A 15,735-nucleotide genomic window follows, 5' to 3' on the forward strand; every position below is an offset into this window, starting at 1 on the left:
GGCGCTTTGCGCCCCCAAAGGCTCACAGGTCGAAATCACCCGCCGCTTCCGGCTGGTACTCAACCGCCACCAGCTTCAGTTTCAGCGTCTTGCCGCCGGGCGCCGGCCAGTCGATCTGCTCGCCCACCGTCAGGCCCAGCAATGCGCAACCAATTGGCGCCAGGATCGAGACCTTGCCTTCGCCGCCGGCATCCTTTGGATACACCAGGGTCAGGTGGTAATCCTTGCCACTGGCCTCTTCACGGCAGTGCACGCGCGAGTTCATGGTCACCACGCCGGCCGGTACTTCCTCATGACCGACAACCTTCTCAGCGCGGTCCAGCTCGTCCTGCAGGGCGAGCACACCCGGCGTACTTTCGTCGAGGCTGTCGATCAGACGCTCCAGACGTTGTACGTCCAATCGGGTGAGGGTGAGGGAAGGCTTGGTGCTCATGATCCAGTCAGACTCCATTGAACAGGCGGTTTTCTGTGGGCAAATAAAGCAAAACCCCGCCCAAGGGCGGGGTTTGTGAATGCTTTGGCGTCACCGACGCATAACCCGACACTACCACAGCCGGGCAAATACTCAAGCCCGCGCGCGCAAGGCCTCGGCTTCCTGGCAGATCTGCCGGCGCCGCTGGTCATCTGCAGAGCGCCATTCGCGGATGTGCTCCACATGGCGATGACAGCCGGTGCAGACGCGCTGCTCGTCCAGGCGGCAGACACTGATGCACGGCGATTTCACGGCGGTGCTGACATTGCTGTAAAGCGGCTTGGGCGGCCGCGGCTGCTCACTCATCTCAGATCTCGTCGAAGTCCAGCTTCTCGCCGGCGCGCTCCCAGACGATGCGTTCAAGCATCTCGCCGAGCAGCTCGTCGGTCTTCTCGCAGGTCCACTTCTTGCTCTCTTCATCGTAGTCGAAGTGGAAACCCCCGGACTTGTCAGCCAGCCACAACTGGCGCAGCGGCTCCTGACGGCTGAAGATCAGCTGGCTGCCGTTGTCGAACTTGATGGTCAGGACGCCGGCGGAGTTTTCCATGTCCAGGTCCAAGTCGCTGTCGTCGAACAGGTCTTCCAGCGCCTGTTGGGTCGCGTCGACCAGATCATGGAAACGCGCTTCGCTCAAACTCATTGCAGGAACCTCGAAATTGGCTGCGTGACAGGCAAGCCGGGCAAGATACGGGCGCTTGGCGCTGAATGCAAAGATTAGCCATTGAAGGCGGTAAGAATAGCCCGCCCGGCGGACCGGCCCTTGCATAGGCAATCCGCCGGTCGCTCGGTATACTCGGGCGCAATACTGCATATTTCAAAGGATTTCACCCAATGAAGCGCCTGATTTCCTCCCTCGCGGCGCTGGTCGCTGTTGCCTGCCTCGTTTCTGCCTGCGGCCAGAAAGGCCCCCTCTACCTGCCGGAAGACGGCAAGGACGGCAAGGACACCCGCAAATCGCACCAGCACCAGCCCAAAGCCAAGCCGGCCCAGACGCAAGAACAGCAGCCCGAGCTGCAATCCGAGCCCGAGCAGTCGCCAGCGCAGTAAGGAAATCAGATGAACGCTTTCAACTACCGCGACGGTGAACTGTTTGCGGAAGGCGTGGCCCTGTCGGCCATCGCCGAACGCTTCGGCACCCCCACCTACGTGTACTCGCGCGCCCACATCGAGGCCCAGTACCGCAGCTATGCCGACGCGCTGGACGGCATTTCCAGCCTGGTCTGCTTTGCCGTCAAGGCCAACTCCAACTTGGGCGTGCTGAACGTCCTGGCGCGCCTGGGCGCAGGCTTCGACATCGTCTCCGGCGGTGAACTGGAGCGCGTACTGGCCGCTGGCGGGCGCGCGGATCGCGTGGTGTTCTCGGGTGTCGGCAAAACCCGCGAAGACATGCGCCGCGCCCTCGAAGTCGGCGTGCACTGCTTCAACGTCGAGTCCACCGACGAGCTTGAGCGCCTGCAGGTGGTGGCTGCCGAGATGGGCAAAGTCGCCCCGGTCTCGCTGCGGGTCAACCCGGACGTCGATGCCGGTACCCACCCGTACATCTCCACCGGCCTCAAAGAAAACAAGTTCGGCATCGCCATCGCTGACGCCGAAGCCATCTACGTGCGCGCCGCGCAGCTGCCGAACCTGGACGTGGTCGGTGTCGACTGCCACATCGGTTCGCAGTTGACCACCGTCGAACCGTTCCTCGATGCCCTCGACCGCCTGCTGGACCTGGTCGACCGCCTCGCCGACTGCGGCATCCACCTGCGCCACCTGGACCTGGGTGGCGGCGTAGGCGTGCGCTACCGCGATGAAGAGCCGCCTTTGGTGGCCGACTACATCAAGGCCATCCGCGAACGCGTCGGCGACCGCGACCTGGCCCTGGTATTCGAGCCAGGCCGCTACATCGTGGCCAACGCCGGTGTCCTGCTGACCCGTGTCGAGTACCTCAAGCACACCGAACACAAGGACTTCGCCATCATCGATGCGGCGATGAACGACCTGATCCGCCCGGCCCTGTACCAGGCCTGGATGGGCGTCAGCGCGGTTACCCCACGCGAAGGCCAGGGCCGCGCCTATGACCTGGTCGGGCCGATCTGCGAAACCGGCGACTTCATCGCCAAGGACCGCGAGCTGAACCTGGCCGAAGGCGATCTGCTGGCCGTGCAGTCTGCCGGCGCCTATGGTTTTGTCATGAGCTCGAACTACAACACCCGTGGCCGCTGCGCCGAAATCCTGGTCGACGGCGACCAGGCATTCGAAGTGCGCCGCCGCGAGACCATCGCCGAACTGTATGCTGGCGAAAGCCTGCTGCCGGAGTGAGCCCATGCTGCTGCGTTTCACCAAGATGCATGGGCTGGGCAATGACTTCATGGTCCTCGACCTGGTCAGCCAGCACGCACATATCCAGCCCAAGCATGCCAAGCAATGGGGCGACCGCCATACCGGCATCGGTTTCGACCAGTTGCTGATCGTCGAGGCGCCGAACAATCCGGAAGTGGACTTCCGCTACCGGATTTTCAACGCCGACGGCTCCGAGGTCGAGCAGTGCGGCAACGGCGCGCGCTGCTTCGCCCGCTTCGTGCTGGACAAACGCCTGACCGCGAAAAAACGCATCCGCGTGGAAACCAAAAGCGGCATCATCGAGCTGGACGTGCAGAACGACGGCCAGGTGAGTGTCGACATGGGCCCTCCGCGCCTGGTGCCGGCCGAAATCCCCTTCGTCGCCGACGAGCAGGCATTGAGTTACCCACTGGAAGTCGACGGCGAGGTCTATTCGATCGCCGCAGTGTCCATGGGCAACCCACATGCCGTGCTGCGTGTCGATGACGTACATACTGCGCCCGTGCACGCACTGGGCCCGAAGATCGAAAACCATCCGCGCTTCCCGCAGCGGGTCAACGCTGGTTTCATCCAGGTCATCGACCGTCACCGTGCCAACCTGCGGGTCTGGGAACGCGGCGCGGGCGAAACCCAGGCCTGCGGCACCGGCGCCTGCGCCGCGGCCGTGGCGGCTATCAGCCAGGGCTGGATGGACTCACCGGTCAGCCTTGACCTGCCGGGTGGCCGCCTGCACATCGAATGGGCCGGTCCCGGCAAGCCCGTGCTGATGACCGGCCCGGCCGTACGCGTCTACGAAGGACAGGTTCGTCTCTAAGTGAGTAACCGCCATGACCGATCAGCCCAAGGTTGTACCCCAGCAATCCAGTGACCTCGATGCCGAGGCGGTGGTCGCGTACCTGCGTGCCCACCCGACCTTCTTCGCCGAACACGACGAGTTGCTGGTCGAGCAGCGCATCCCCCACCAGCGCGGCGACAGCGTGTCGCTGGTGGAGCGTCAGCTCAAGCTGCTGCGCGATCGCAACATCGAGATGCGCCATCGCCTGTCGCAACTGATGGACGTGGCGCGTGACAACGACCGGCTGTTCGACAAGACCCGCCGGCTGATCCTCGACCTGCTCGATGCCGGCAGCCTGGAAGAAGTGGTGATGGCGGTCGAAGACAGCCTGCGCCAGGAGTTTCAGGTGCCCTTCGTCAGCCTGATCTTGTTCGGCGATAACGTCGCTCCGGTGGGCCGCTGGGTCAGCAATGCCGAGGCACACCAGGCCATCGGTGGCCTGCTGGGGGGCGGCAAGACCGTCAGCGGTAACCTGCGCGAACACGAACTGGCCTTCCTGTTTGGTGAAGAAGAGCGACGCGAGGTCGGCTCCAGTGCTGTTGCAGCACTCGAATATCAAGGGCTGCACGGTGTACTGGCAATCGGCAGCCGCGACCCGCAGCACTACAAGAGCAGCGTCGGCACGCTGTTCCTCGGCTACATTGCCGAAGTGCTCGGCCGCGTCGTCCCACGCGTGACCCAGACCCTGCGCCAGGTGCGCTGATGGACCGCCAGCTGGAAGCTTATTGCGCGCACCTGCGCAATGAGCGCCAGGTGTCCGAACACACCCTGCTGGCCTATCGCCGCGACCTCGACAAGGTCGTCGCGTATTGCAACGAACACGGCATTGCCGGCTGGCAAGCGTTGCAAATCCAGCAATTGCGCCAACTGATCGCCCGTCAGCACCATCAGGGGCAGTCCTCGCGCAGCCTGGCGCGCCTGCTTTCAGCGGTACGCGGGCTGTACCGTTACCTGAACCGTGAAGGGCTGTGCCAGCACGACCCGGCCAACGGCCTGTCTGCGCCCAAAGGCGAACGGCGCCTGCCCAAGACGCTGGATACCGACCGTGCCCTGCAACTGCTCGACGGCGGTGTCGACGACGACTTCATTGCCCGGCGCGACCAGGCCATCCTCGAACTGTTCTATTCATCAGGCCTGCGCCTGTCCGAGCTGACCGGCCTGGACCTCGAATACCTCGACCTCGCCGCCGGGCTGGTGCAGGTGCTTGGCAAGGGCGGCAAGGCACGCGTGCTGCCGGTCGGGCGCAAGGCACGCGAGGCGCTGCAGGCCTGGTTGCGCCTGCGCGGCATCGGCGGCCCGCGCGACAGCGCCGTGTTCATTACCCGCCAGGGCAATCGCCTGAGCCCGCGGGCCATCCAGATGCGCGTGAAGGCGGCCGGCGAGCGCGAGCTGGGCCAGCACCTGCACCCGCACATGCTTCGCCATTCCTTCGCCAGCCATGTGCTGGAATCGTCCCAGGACCTGCGAGCGGTGCAGGAGATGCTCGGCCATGCCGACATCAGCACCACGCAGATCTACACCCACCTGGACTTCCAGCACCTGGCCGCGGTGTACGACAGCGCCCACCCTCGGGCCAAACGCAGCAAAGGCACAGACTCATGAGCATCAAGCTGATCACCTTCGACCTCGATGACACCTTGTGGGACACCGCGCCGGTCATTGCCAGCGCTGAAGTCGTCCTGCGCGACTGGCTCGAAGCCAACGCACCGATCCTGGGCGGCGTACCGGTCGAGCACCTGTTCACCCTCCGCGAGCGCCTGGTGCAGGCCGAACCGGGCCTCAAGCACCGTATCAGCGCCTTGCGTAGGCGGGTGCTGTGCCATGCCCTGGAAGAGGTCGGTTACAGCGAAAAGCACGCCCAGGCGCTTGCCAACGAAGGCTTTGAAGTGTTCCTGCATGCCCGGCACCAGGTGGAAATTTTCCCTGAAGTGCAGCCTGTGCTGGAAATCCTGCGCCATCAATACACCCTGGGCGTGGTCACCAACGGCAATGCCGATGTGAGCCGCCTGGGCCTGGCGGACTACTTCCGCTTCGCCCTGTGCGCCGAGGATCTGGGGATCGGCAAGCCGGACCCGGCGCCGTTCCTCGAGGCGCTGAAACGTGGCGAGGTCGAGGCCGGCGCGGCGGTGCATGTGGGTGACCACCCTGGCGACGACATCGCCGGCGCCCAGCGTGCCGGGTTGCGTGCCGTATGGTTCAACCCGCAAGGCAAGCCCTGGGCCGGTGAGCGGGCGCCGGATGCAGAGATTCAGCGCCTCTCGCAACTGCCTGAAGTGATAGCACGCTGGCGCTGACAGCCGATACCTTCTCAACGCCGCACAGACCTGTGTAGGAGCGCATTCATGGCGCACAAAAAAGCCCGCAGCGACGGCGGGCTTTTTTGCATGCAACCACTCAGATAGGGCGGCTGCCGTATTTGTTGTCCGGCTTCTTGGGCGGATCGGCGACCACGTTGGCCTCCACTTCCTGCACCTTGCCACCGCGCGAAAGGAATTCTTCCATCGCTTTGGCCAGGGCATCACGCTCCTTCTGCTTGGCTTCCAAGCTCGGCATCTCGTCTACCGAGACAGCGGCCTTGGACTTGCCTTTGGCAGTGGGCGCGGGGCTATCGTCTTCGCCGGAGTCTTCCGCTACGTCATCAGCCGCAGCTTCCAGACCCTCATCAGCCTCATCATCATCGCCTACTTCGAGGTCGTCGTTTTCCAGATCATCGTCGCTCATGTTCTACCTCATGACTTGCGAAAAGCAGGTTAGTTATAGACCAGTGCAGCCGTAGACCGGCAGCCACCAGTGAAAATTCAACTGGCCGTGGGTTGGCCACTGCCTTGGGCATGCACCTCCTGATGGGAGGGTTTGTACCCTGCAGGCCCTGCTCCTGGCAGGGCCTGACGAAATCCTTGAGCCATCTGCTGGCCACGCGCTAATGGCAAGCCTAGCAAAGGCTGGGGGCGCCTGCGGACTGCATGTCCAACACCCTTCGGCGCGCATTCTAGCGCGCCCGTAGAAAAAGCAAAGCGCCATAAACGCCCATCATCTTGTAAGTTTTCCGCCTGCGTCGCGAACGTGGCGGATAAACCGTTTGCTGTGCGGGAAAAGGCAAAAATCAGGCGAAAAAATGCCCGGCGAACCGGGCAAGATTTTCCAGCGTCGCAGTTACAGGTTGTAGCCGCGTTCGTTGTGCTGAGCCAGGTCGAGGCCGACCGACTCTTCTTCTTCGTTGACCCGCAGCCCCATCACCACGTCCAGTACCTTGAGAATCACGTAGGTAACGATGGCGGTGTAGACCACGGTGAAAATCACGCCCTTGGCCTGGATCCAGACCTGCATGCCGATATCGGTCACAGCGCCGAAACCGCCCAGGGCTGGTGCTGCGAACACACCGGTCAGGATGGCGCCGACGATACCGCCGATGCCGTGCACGCCGAAGGCGTCCAGCGAGTCGTCATAGCCCAGCTTGCGCTTGAGGGTGGTGGCGCAGAAGTAGCAGATCACGCCAGACGCCAAGCCAATCACCAGGGCGCCCATCGGGCCCACGGTACCGGCAGCCGGGGTGATGGCGACCAGACCGGCGACCACACCCGAGGCGATGCCCAGGGCACTCGGTTTGCCGTGGCCGATCCACTCGGCGAACATCCAGCCCAGCGCCGCAGCAGCGGTGGCGATCTGGGTCACCAGCATGGCCATGCCGGCAGTGCCGTTGGCAGCGGCGGCGGAACCGGCGTTGAAGCCGAACCAACCGATCCACAGCATTGCCGCGCCCATCAGGGTGTAGCCCAGGTTGTGCGGGGCCATCGGCGTGGTCGGGTAGCCCTTGCGCTTGCCCAGTACCAGGCAGCACACCAGGCCCGCGATACCGGCGTTGATGTGCACCACGGTGCCGCCAGCGAAGTCCAGCACGCCCCAGTCCCACATCAGCGCGCCATCACCGCTCCAGACCATGTGCGCGATCGGCGCATACACCAGGGTGAACCAGATGCCCATGAACACCAGCATCGCGGAGAACTTCATGCGCTCGGCGAAGGCACCGACGATCAGCGCCGGGGTAATGATGGCGAAGGTCATCTGGAAGGTGATGAACACAGCCTCAGGGAACAGCGCGGTGGCCGAAGTGAGGCTGTCGGGGGTGACACCGCTGAGAAACGCCTTGGAGAAGCCACCGACGAAGGAATTGAAGTTGAGCACGCCCTTTTCCATACCCGTGGTATCGAAGGCCATGCTGTAGCCGTAGACGACCCAGAGAATGCTCATCAGACCGGTGATCGCGAAGCACTGCATCATCACCGAGAGCACGTTCTTGGAACGCACCATACCGCCATAGAACAGGGCCAGGCCCGGGATGGTCATGAACAGCACCAGCGCCGTAGCGGTCAACATCCAGGCAGTGTCGCCGGAGTTCAGCGCTGGGGCAGCTTCCTCTGCCAGGGCAAGCCCGGGCATTACGAGGGACAATAGGGCTCCTAGCCCTGCGATCTTACGCAGAGTCATGTTGTTTTCTCCTGGGGCGTTGGGTTTGGTGAGGCTTTTTTTGTTACTTAGATCGCGTCGGTATCGGTTTCGCCGGTACGGATGCGGATCGCCTGCTCCAGATTCACCACGAAGATCTTGCCGTCACCGATCTTGCCGGTGTTGGCAGCCTTGGTGATGGCTTCGATCACCCGATCAAGGTCCTTGTCGTCGATGGCGACGTCGATCTTCACCTTGGGCAGGAAGTCGACCACGTATTCAGCACCGCGATACAACTCGGTGTGGCCCTTCTGCCGACCGAAGCCTTTGACTTCAGTGACGGTGATGCCCTGCACGCCGATTTCCGACAGCGACTCGCGCACGTCGTCCAGCTTGAACGGCTTGATGATGGCTGTGACTAGCTTCATGAAACTCTCTCCCGATTTGGTGGACTTGCCCCAGGAAAACAAACCCGTCTCAAGTCTAAGCGCAGCGGTTGGCTTTGTAACGCGTCGTCGGCATCCGGCTCCGCGTGCGCACTGCCTGGTCACAAGGAACTGCATCAGTGCATGGCTCGTACAGGTCTTTGCAGAAACCTTGCCAGTTCCACTAAACCACCAGAAAACAGTGAGTTGCTTGAAGGCGTCGGCGTTGGCCAGTCGCCAGCATCAAAAAGATGCACGATTTCGGTGCGCTACCCGTCGGCGTCTTGCTCGAAAAATGTGCAAGGCTCACCCGCTCCTGCCCTCAAAACAGTGTTTTGCTGCGTGCTACACTGCGGGTCATTTTTCAGATTCAGTGGACAGCCGAACATGCTCGCGCCCAAAGCCCTCCTCGACGCCCTGAGCGACCAGGCCTCGCGCCTTTTCAGCAGCGATTCCGCCCAGCCTCGCGCCGAACTCGAAAGCCAGTTCAAGGTGCTGATGCAGGGCGCCTTCAGCAAGCTGGACCTGGTCAGCCGCGAAGAATTCGACAGCCAGATGGTCGTCCTCGCCCGCACCCGCGCTCGCCTGGAAGCCCTGGAGAAACAGGTCGCCGAGCTGGAAGCACGGATGGCGCCACCTCAGGCATAAGGTTCAGGCCGATGCCTGCAATCGCCCTTCGCCCGGGTTGCCCGATTTAGGCGGCAACTCGCTGGCATGCAGCGTCCCCCGAAACAAAGCGGCACCGCACAAGGTGAACAGTGTTTTCACCCGGTTGTGCGAGTTGAGTATCTCGGCCTGGATATGCTCGATGTCGTTGTCCGCCGGCTGCAACGCCACTGCGCGGTTGATCCACTCGATGGCCGCGAAGCGGCTTTGCTTGCGTGTGCCATGCCCCTGCATCCAGGCCAGCCCCAGCTCTGCGCTGGCACGGGCGGCAATCCAATCGTCCGGGTGCTCGACCAGGCCAAGCAAGTAGTCGACGGCCTCGGCCTGCTCCTGCGGCTCGCCAAACTGCCGCAGCAGAATACCCAGTTGCAGCCGCGCACCGGCAGCGGTCTGCGCACTGCCCAACGCATCGTTCAATAGCCGCCTCACTGCCAGCATGGCACTTCGGTCGCTCAAGGCTTCGGCACTTTGCATACGCCGGCATGCCAAGGTGTATTTGGCCACCTTGCAGCCAGCCTGCACCGCGCGCAGCAGCCAGTATTCGGCCGCATCCGCGTCCAGGTAGTGCCCAGGGGTGTTGGCCAGTGCACCGCGATGCAGGTGATGAAGGCTCAGCGCAGCGTCTGGCAGGCTCAGATCGGCACAGCGTTCATAAAGGAAATAGGCGGCCTCTTGCTGATTGGCAGACCAGAGCAGACGTGGCACTTCGAGCACATCGAAATCCGGCCGCTGGCGGCCAAGTTGCCGCTTCACCGCACGCTGCGACCAAATACGTGCCTGCTCAGGCGAACATGCAAACCCCCAGCGCCCAAACGCATGCCCCACCGCCCGCAGCGCACAGGCAGCCGGGTGCGAACCGCTCTCGCACAGCCGCTCGATCGCGCTACGAAATGCCTGCTGGTCATCGTCCATGCCGTGGAACAGCATGAGGCAGACAAAACTACGAAAGGGCTGGCCGATACTCGGGACAAAGCCCAGGTCAGGGTAAAGGTTCACACAGACGGCAAAATCGCGCAGCGCGCCCGTGTAGTCCTGCAGGGCACAACCACGCAAGGCACCACGCCATGCCAGCAAGGTGGCGCGCTCCCTAGGCCTGAGCGCACGCAGCGACCACCCCTTGAACACCTGCTGCCAGGCAGCGATCGACTGCACCTGGCCGGCATGCGGCAGTTCGAGCTGGTCCTCGATAGCCAGCCAGCGCAGCGCATTGCGCTGCTCCTCTCGCCATCCTTCACACAGCATGCCACCAGCCAATCCGTCGATTGCCGCGTAACTGCCGCCCCAACGGGGCAGCAGGTAGATGGCATGCGCCTGAATCGCTTCAAAACAGCCGGGGAAAGCACCCAGCGCATGCTGCAGCCAATAGTGCTGCGCGGCTTCTCGCCCATGCACGGCACGTTTGCCCAGGCACGCCGGCAAGGTCTGTGGCACTTGGGCCAGGGGTAGCAGGCCGTATTTCACCAGCAGCGGCGCCGCAGCCTCCTGCACCTCCACATCCGCGTGAGCGCTCGGGCTGAAGCGTGCCGGCTGGCCGTCGAACAGTTCGCGCAACCAACCTGGCTCGGCAAACTGAGCGCTGAGCCGCAGCATGCCGATGGCCGCCGCCACCGGCTGCGCCGAGCGCCCCATGGCACGCAACAGGTGCGCGGCGCCGAGCTCGCAAACCTGCTCGGCCGCCAACTGCTGCTCGGCACTGAGGGGCTCGGCATTGGCACTGTCGTGGATATCGCAGGCGCGACTGAAACAATGCAAGCCCATCACCACCTGAGGGTGGTAGGCCTTGGGGCAGGCGTCGATCCAGGCCTTTAGAACCTGCGTCAGGGCCTTGTCGCCCTGGCAGTCCCAATCGACCAGCATGTGCCCTTCGACGGCCTCCAGGTAGGCAGGAAACTCGCCGGGTGGCGACTGTCGCCAGCGCACTTCGAGGATGTCGAAGTAGCGGTTGAGTTCAACGAATGCACTGGCCTGCACCAATTCTCGGATTGCCTGGCGAGTGCGAGTGAGCGTTTGCACGGAGCAATACCTCAAGTCCATTTGTGGGAAGCGGCGCTGCCATCCCATGGCAAGCGCAGTAGCCTTTCAACACTAAGCCATACCCTGGATCTGCGCAAAGTTATTGGATCCATTTTTGTCAGATTGTATGAAAAACCAGGGGAAATCCCTGACCTGAAAAACCAGGACGCACACTTCTTGCGCTGATTGCCACTCCCCCCGCTAACCTTGCCCAAGCCGCAGGAAGCGGCCCTTTTCAGCGACAACGGAGCGTCCATGTCACTTGCCCTCGTCCACAGCCGCGCCCAGGTAGGCGTGCAGGCACCGGCGGTCAGCGTCGAAACCCACCTGGCCAACGGGCTCCCCCACCTCACCCTGGTCGGCCTGCCCGAAACCACGGTCAAGGAAAGCAAAGACCGGGTGCGCAGTGCCATCGTCAACTCAGGCCTGGACTACCCGGCAAGGCGCATCACCCAGAACCTGGCGCCCGCCGACCTGCCCAAGGATGGCGGGCGCTATGACCTGGCCATTGCCCTGGGCATTCTGGCCGCCAGTGGCCAGGTCCCGGTGGCCCCCCTCTGCGACATCGAGTGCCTGGGCGAGCTGGCGCTGTCCGGGCAACTGCGCCCTGTGCAGGGCGTGTTGCCGGCGGCGCTGGCGGCAAGGGATGCGGGTCGGGCATTGGTGGTACCACGCGAAAACGCCGAAGAAGCCAGCCTTGCAGGTGGGCTGGTGGTGTATGCCATCGGGCACCTGCTGGAACTGGTCGCCCACCTGAACGGCCAGGTACCGTTAGCGCCCTATGCCGCCAATGGCCTGGTATTGAACAGCCGGCCCTACCCCGACCTCAGCGAGGTACAGGGCCAGGTGGCGGCCAAGCGTGCATTGCTGCTGGCCGCAGCCGGGGCGCACAACCTGTTGTTCACCGGCCCGCCCGGCACTGGCAAGACCTTGCTCGCCAGCCGCTTGCCAGGGCTGTTGCCGCCGCTGGACGAGCGCGAGGCGCTGGAGGTGGCGGCCATTCAGTCGGTCAGCGGCCATGCGCCGCTGAACAGCTGGCCACAGCGCCCTTTCCGCCACCCGCACCACTCGGCCTCAGGCCCTGCACTGGTGGGCGGCTGTAAAACACATTATTAAATGAGAAAACCAAAAAAATATGATAAATTCCATTTTTAAATGAGAATTTTCGTAGGATCGGGGTGGAATTTGTAGAGGCGCTAGCAGAAGATGCTGATGTATGGGAAATCCTCGGTGTGCGTGAGGTGAGCTTTCGCGGGAATGATCCTAAATCTGTAACCCTCGAGTTTTTCTGCTTTTCCCAGAAAAGCAAGCGTTCATACAAGCGCAAAGTGAAGAACTTTCATTTGCCATTCTTTGCTTTGATGCACATATTTCCTGGCTCTCTCTGGCAACACGGCCGACAAATAAGTAAAAATATTCGATATAAAAAGATGGCTACAATCTACCCATGCCATTCACAAGAGATCGTTTGCCACGATTTGCTTACGACTGAAGACATAAAATCTCTAATCTCTCGCTCGAAATCCCCCCATAGTTCCTTCATACGTCTGAACAGCCATTTACTGTGTAAAGACCCTCACGACAGGACAGTGCGATTACCTTGCGCAGAGATAATACGCCACTTTTTGTGTCCAACGCGAAGATTTGCAAAAGCGATAATAAATGGGGAGTTTGATATATTTACTACTCCAGACCACGCAGATCGCTCCGCAGCAAGCCTTATGACAAATGAGATCAAGGTAACAAAATTCTTGCAAAGCACACCTGAAGGTCTAAGGGCTGCACGCTACCCATACAAAATGCTAAAAACAACCAGAATCTGTAACGCAATCAATCGACAAAATTCTCCGGTACTTCTTCGCGCGCTTCTCCCGACATGGAAGGAGATCAGGCTCAGAATCTCTATTTATTGCGATGACGGTGGCGATACAAACGTCGTACAATTGCATCGAACTACACGAATCATGGAAATACCAAGTAAGGTTTTTCGGCCCATCAATTCAAATACTCGCACAGCTTAATTAACTCGCAACCTTGCAATTAAGAGATGGATGTTAAGGGAGGGAAGGAATTGAACTATAGAATTATAGAATACTGTCGCAACTGGCACTCGAATTCTGACCTTGCCGGTGACATTGGAGAAAGAGCAAAATTGTCGCAGATTTCTAAAAACTCATAAATGCCGTTACTCTTGAAAATTAAAACTCTCGCAGCCTGTTACCAAACGGCTTCCATGGGGTTTTGCAGCCACGGCTACCAATGTTCACAAGTTTTTCTCACTCCCGTATCCTTAGCATCCCGAAACGCTCCTGCCTTGCAATTCATTTGTGAAGGTCGGCAAAGGGTCGATAGGTGTCGTTCGTGAATGGCAGTTATCGACTTAAAAAGACGCTCGCACGGTCATCGCGTCCTTCGCAAACGAAGGCATTAACCTCGGATTCCTGCGCTGGTTACCAGGAACGGACCTAGCTTCGCCTCCCGCATTGATTACATCAGGCGAATCTCGCTCGTCCCGCTCAATAGACTGCCCGCCTCATGAAGGCCGTGGGCAGCGGCCAGTTCAAGCGCCTAGAACTATGGCGGTGGCGCAGCTATCTACAGCTGCCCTCGCTTACCTCCAGGGATCTGGGAGCAGGATTTCCTCTCGTCCTCCATCGATTTCCATGCTTAGTACTGCTCCGAGGGTGTTCGCCACGGCCTCCCAGTATGCAGCTTTAGCTTTGTACTGCTCAACATCTCTCCAACCACCCCGCTCTGCGCTCAGTGCAGCAACTGCGAAGGTAGATGATCGTTCACAAGCAGCCCCGTATGCGGCCAATAAGTGGCGATTCTGGGGCGTATCCGGCCACTGTTGATCCTGCTCGAAGTCCGATCTGCTGATTGCATGAGTGCGTCCTGCCAAGGATAAGGTCGACATCTCACTACTCCTTCCATGTGTGCATTGGGACGGCTTCCAATGCTCTCCTTACAGCCAAGTACACGATCCCAGGATTTCTAGCGCCGCCTGTCTCAGCGGTGGTTGGTAAGGGTCTTCCTGAAGCTTTATGAGATGGCAAGTATCGGGGGCGATTTTAGGAATGATGCTCTGCCGTTCAGCTCGAACTAAAGCTCTCTGCGAGCCTTTGCCGGCCGATTCAGAGCCGCGGGGAGCCCTCGTCAAGGGTGACAATATTTAAGCTTTTCTAAAGGTTTGGTCAGATATCATCAGTTAGGATGCAAAGTAATAACGATAGCGTAGGAACTCGTAAGTATGAAAAGCACCGTCGCTGCTGCGATCCTTTCACTGATGGTTTGCTCGGCAGGCGCCGCAGAGATTTCTGGGGCCGTGGGAGCCACAAGCCAGGGAGGCATCACTGCCCGAGTTGGTGTGGGATTTGGTTGGGACAAAAGCTGGTTTGAGTCAGAGACTGGTCGACTCACGGGCTATTGGGACGCTGGTTACACTTATTGGGAAGCAGGCGATGCGGGCGGAGGAGCTCACTCGCTGTCCTTTACACCCGTGTTCGTCTACGAATTCGGTAACGGCAACATCAAGCCGTTCGTGGAAGCAGGCATCGGTGTAGCAGCCTTCTCAGGAGCCTCTGCTGGCGACCAAAAATTCGGTTCGGCTTTTAACTTCGAAGATCGCATCGGCGCAGGTGTGAAAATCGGTGAAGCCCAGCGGGTAGGCATCCGCGCAATTCACTACTCCAACGCCGGCATTCAACAACCGAACGACGGTATCGAGTCTTACGCGCTGTTCTACAGCCATCAAATCTAAAGGTACTGATTCGGTGCCAGCCACCTGAACAGAAAAGCCCCGGCTCGCTGCAGGGGCTTTTGCATTGTGTGAACAAGACCGCACCTAGTAAAGGCCGGTTTTATGCAGCTTTCAGACTTGCCTTTCCTGAGACCCGGGCTTTCATGTTGGACAGGACAGCATCGACGCTGAGCACACCACCGCCAAATGCTGCAATCTGCAACAAGCCGCCTGCGATGGAGATGTTCTTGAAGAAGTTGATGAACTGACCTTGGTCCGCCAAGTTGTTATGGAAGGCCAACGCTGCCATCACGGTGAACAGCGCCATAACCACAGCGACGATGCGCGTTTGAAACCCGATGATTAGCAATGTTGCGAGTCCGAGCTCAACGCCCAATGCCGCCAGGTAGCTGAGGACTGGGAACGGCAGGCCGCTCGATTCGATGTAGGCGATAGTGCCTTCGGGCGAGGCCAGTTTACTGAAGCCGCTAAGTAAGAACAGGACGGCCAGCAGCACTCGGCCCAAAATTGCAGCTTTATCTTTCAGAGATTTCATTTCGTTGCTCCTAATTTAACTTTTTTGCCGAGTTGGCTTCAGATGGCGAAATCATAAAAGTAGTACGCTCCCGCAACAATACGGCGATTTTCAATTTGACTGTTTCGAAATCAGCGACAATCGACTAGACCAGAAGCTCCACACCCGCCAGTCAGCCCACAGTTCAGACTGCGCTCTAACTCGCCTTCCAGAGCGAGAACCAGCTGTAAATCGCGGTTACCTTTCTCGGGATGAGTAAATCCTGTTGCAGGACCTGAAATA

At 60.4% G+C, this 15,735-nt stretch carries 16 protein-coding genes and 1 pseudogene; 9 read left to right on the forward strand and 8 right to left on the reverse strand.

Translation table 11 applies throughout. The features are described from left to right. Positions 1-22: 22 nt before the first annotated feature. The 3 genes from rnk to cyaY all read right to left on the reverse strand — a co-directional run bounded on the left by rnk (position 23) and on the right by cyaY (position 1,112). Positions 23-433: a nucleoside diphosphate kinase regulator gene (gene rnk / locus LJX93_RS25940; protein ID WP_033702208.1), complete on the reverse strand. Its 411-nt coding sequence runs from the start codon at positions 431-433 to the stop codon at positions 23-25. Between the two features lie 132 nt (positions 434-565). Next, complete coding sequence (locus LJX93_RS25945) at positions 566-778, reverse strand: DUF1289 domain-containing protein (protein ID WP_095063924.1); 213 nt, start codon at positions 776-778, stop codon at positions 566-568. 1 nt (position 779) lies between these two features. Further along, entirely contained in the window at positions 780-1,112 is a 333-nt protein-coding gene (gene cyaY / locus LJX93_RS25950; RefSeq protein ID WP_033702212.1) for an iron donor protein CyaY, read from the reverse strand. Positions 1,113-1,303: 191 nt separating this feature from the next. Between cyaY and lptM the strand changes: the two genes are divergently transcribed. Genes lptM through LJX93_RS25980 form a run of 6 tightly spaced genes read left to right on the forward strand, consistent with a single transcriptional unit; the run spans position 1,304 to position 5,926 of the window. Then, positions 1,304-1,519 carry an LPS translocon maturation chaperone LptM gene (gene lptM, locus LJX93_RS25955; RefSeq protein ID WP_033702214.1) on the forward strand — a complete coding sequence of 72 codons (216 nt, stop codon included), beginning with the start codon at positions 1,304-1,306 and terminating at the stop codon, positions 1,517-1,519. A gap of 9 nt (positions 1,520-1,528) precedes the next feature. Beyond that, positions 1,529-2,776: a diaminopimelate decarboxylase gene (gene lysA, locus LJX93_RS25960; protein WP_033702216.1), complete on the forward strand. Its 1,248-nt coding sequence runs from the start codon at positions 1,529-1,531 to the stop codon at positions 2,774-2,776. A 4-nt stretch (positions 2,777-2,780) separates the two neighbouring features. Next, complete coding sequence (gene dapF, locus LJX93_RS25965; RefSeq protein ID WP_033702218.1) at positions 2,781-3,611, forward strand: diaminopimelate epimerase; 831 nt, start codon at positions 2,781-2,783, stop codon at positions 3,609-3,611. A gap of 13 nt (positions 3,612-3,624) precedes the next feature. Next, positions 3,625-4,335: a DUF484 family protein gene (locus LJX93_RS25970; RefSeq protein WP_033702220.1), complete on the forward strand. Its 711-nt coding sequence runs from the start codon at positions 3,625-3,627 to the stop codon at positions 4,333-4,335. Next, positions 4,335-5,234 (forward strand): tyrosine recombinase XerC, encoded by a 900-nt coding sequence (gene xerC / locus LJX93_RS25975; protein ID WP_033702222.1) that lies wholly within the window; start codon positions 4,335-4,337, stop codon positions 5,232-5,234. The genes LJX93_RS25970 and xerC overlap by 1 nt, the downstream gene beginning before the upstream one ends. Next, on the forward strand, positions 5,231-5,926 hold the full coding sequence (locus tag LJX93_RS25980) for an HAD family hydrolase (RefSeq protein WP_033702224.1): 696 nt from the start codon (positions 5,231-5,233) through the stop codon (positions 5,924-5,926). The genes xerC and LJX93_RS25980 overlap by 4 nt, the downstream gene beginning before the upstream one ends. A 100-nt stretch (positions 5,927-6,026) precedes the next feature. On the opposite strand, the gene sutA is transcribed toward LJX93_RS25980, so the two are convergent. The 3 genes from sutA to glnK all read right to left on the reverse strand — a co-directional run bounded on the left by sutA (position 6,027) and on the right by glnK (position 8,503). Next, the gene (gene sutA / locus LJX93_RS25985) at positions 6,027-6,353 is read right to left on the reverse strand and encodes a transcriptional regulator SutA (protein ID WP_033702226.1); all 327 of its coding nucleotides are present in this window, start codon (positions 6,351-6,353) and stop codon (positions 6,027-6,029) included. A gap of 432 nt (positions 6,354-6,785) precedes the next feature. Beyond that, positions 6,786-8,117, reverse strand: coding sequence for an ammonium transporter (locus tag LJX93_RS25990; RefSeq protein WP_033702228.1), 1,332 nt, complete (start codon positions 8,115-8,117; stop codon positions 6,786-6,788). A gap of 47 nt (positions 8,118-8,164) precedes the next feature. Beyond that, complete coding sequence (gene glnK, locus LJX93_RS25995; RefSeq protein WP_002555808.1) at positions 8,165-8,503, reverse strand: P-II family nitrogen regulator; 339 nt, start codon at positions 8,501-8,503, stop codon at positions 8,165-8,167. A gap of 384 nt (positions 8,504-8,887) precedes the next feature. Between glnK and LJX93_RS26000 the strand changes: the two genes are divergently transcribed. Next, on the forward strand, positions 8,888-9,148 hold the full coding sequence (locus LJX93_RS26000; RefSeq protein ID WP_095063925.1) for an accessory factor UbiK family protein: 261 nt from the start codon (positions 8,888-8,890) through the stop codon (positions 9,146-9,148). 3 nt (positions 9,149-9,151) lie between these two features. Here the strand turns inward: LJX93_RS26000 and LJX93_RS26005 are convergent, their stop codons facing one another. Then, positions 9,152-11,179 carry a DUF4034 domain-containing protein gene (locus tag LJX93_RS26005; RefSeq protein ID WP_227696533.1) on the reverse strand — a complete coding sequence of 676 codons (2,028 nt, stop codon included), beginning with the start codon at positions 11,177-11,179 and terminating at the stop codon, positions 9,152-9,154. A gap of 255 nt (positions 11,180-11,434) precedes the next feature. Between LJX93_RS26005 and LJX93_RS26010 the strand changes: the two are divergent. Both LJX93_RS26010 and LJX93_RS26015 read left to right on the forward strand, forming a co-directional pair. Then, positions 11,435-12,277: pseudogene (locus LJX93_RS26010) on the forward strand (magnesium chelatase domain-containing protein); the annotation flags it as partial. Between the two features lie 2,152 nt (positions 12,278-14,429). Then, positions 14,430-14,939, forward strand: coding sequence for an acyloxyacyl hydrolase (locus LJX93_RS26015; RefSeq protein WP_227696535.1), 510 nt, complete (start codon positions 14,430-14,432; stop codon positions 14,937-14,939). A 100-nt stretch (positions 14,940-15,039) separates the two neighbouring features. Here the strand turns inward: LJX93_RS26015 and LJX93_RS26020 are convergent, their stop codons facing one another. After that, positions 15,040-15,474 (reverse strand): DoxX family protein, encoded by a 435-nt coding sequence (locus LJX93_RS26020; protein ID WP_227696538.1) that lies wholly within the window; start codon positions 15,472-15,474, stop codon positions 15,040-15,042. Positions 15,475-15,735: the final 261 nt, after the last annotated feature.

The organism is Pseudomonas sp. HN2-3 (genome assembly GCF_020691745.1).
GTDB lineage: Bacteria > Pseudomonadota > Gammaproteobacteria > Pseudomonadales > Pseudomonadaceae > Aquipseudomonas > Aquipseudomonas capeferrum.

What these genes read in the sequence shown, in the direction of transcription:
- rnk (WP_033702208.1), bottom strand. Translation starts at nt 433, where the DNA reads ATGAGCACCAAGCCTTCCCTCACCCTCACCCGATTGGACGTACAACGT.
- LJX93_RS25945 (WP_095063924.1), bottom strand. Translation starts at nt 778, where the DNA reads ATGAGTGAGCAGCCGCGGCCGCCCAAGCCGCTTTACAGCAATGTCAGC.
- cyaY (WP_033702212.1), bottom strand. Translation starts at nt 1,112, where the DNA reads ATGAGTTTGAGCGAAGCGCGTTTCCATGATCTGGTCGACGCGACCCAA.
- lptM (WP_033702214.1), top strand. Translation starts at nt 1,304, where the DNA reads ATGAAGCGCCTGATTTCCTCCCTCGCGGCGCTGGTCGCTGTTGCCTGC.
- lysA (WP_033702216.1), top strand. Translation starts at nt 1,529, where the DNA reads ATGAACGCTTTCAACTACCGCGACGGTGAACTGTTTGCGGAAGGCGTG.
- dapF (WP_033702218.1), top strand. Translation starts at nt 2,781, where the DNA reads ATGCTGCTGCGTTTCACCAAGATGCATGGGCTGGGCAATGACTTCATG.
- LJX93_RS25970 (WP_033702220.1), top strand. Translation starts at nt 3,625, where the DNA reads ATGACCGATCAGCCCAAGGTTGTACCCCAGCAATCCAGTGACCTCGAT.
- xerC (WP_033702222.1), top strand. Translation starts at nt 4,335, where the DNA reads ATGGACCGCCAGCTGGAAGCTTATTGCGCGCACCTGCGCAATGAGCGC.
- LJX93_RS25980 (WP_033702224.1), top strand. Translation starts at nt 5,231, where the DNA reads ATGAGCATCAAGCTGATCACCTTCGACCTCGATGACACCTTGTGGGAC.
- sutA (WP_033702226.1), bottom strand. Translation starts at nt 6,353, where the DNA reads ATGAGCGACGATGATCTGGAAAACGACGACCTCGAAGTAGGCGATGAT.
- LJX93_RS25990 (WP_033702228.1), bottom strand. Translation starts at nt 8,117, where the DNA reads ATGACTCTGCGTAAGATCGCAGGGCTAGGAGCCCTATTGTCCCTCGTA.
- glnK (WP_002555808.1), bottom strand. Translation starts at nt 8,503, where the DNA reads ATGAAGCTAGTCACAGCCATCATCAAGCCGTTCAAGCTGGACGACGTG.
- LJX93_RS26000 (WP_095063925.1), top strand. Translation starts at nt 8,888, where the DNA reads ATGCTCGCGCCCAAAGCCCTCCTCGACGCCCTGAGCGACCAGGCCTCG.
- LJX93_RS26015 (WP_227696535.1), top strand. Translation starts at nt 14,430, where the DNA reads ATGAAAAGCACCGTCGCTGCTGCGATCCTTTCACTGATGGTTTGCTCG.
- LJX93_RS26020 (WP_227696538.1), bottom strand. Translation starts at nt 15,474, where the DNA reads ATGAAATCTCTGAAAGATAAAGCTGCAATTTTGGGCCGAGTGCTGCTG.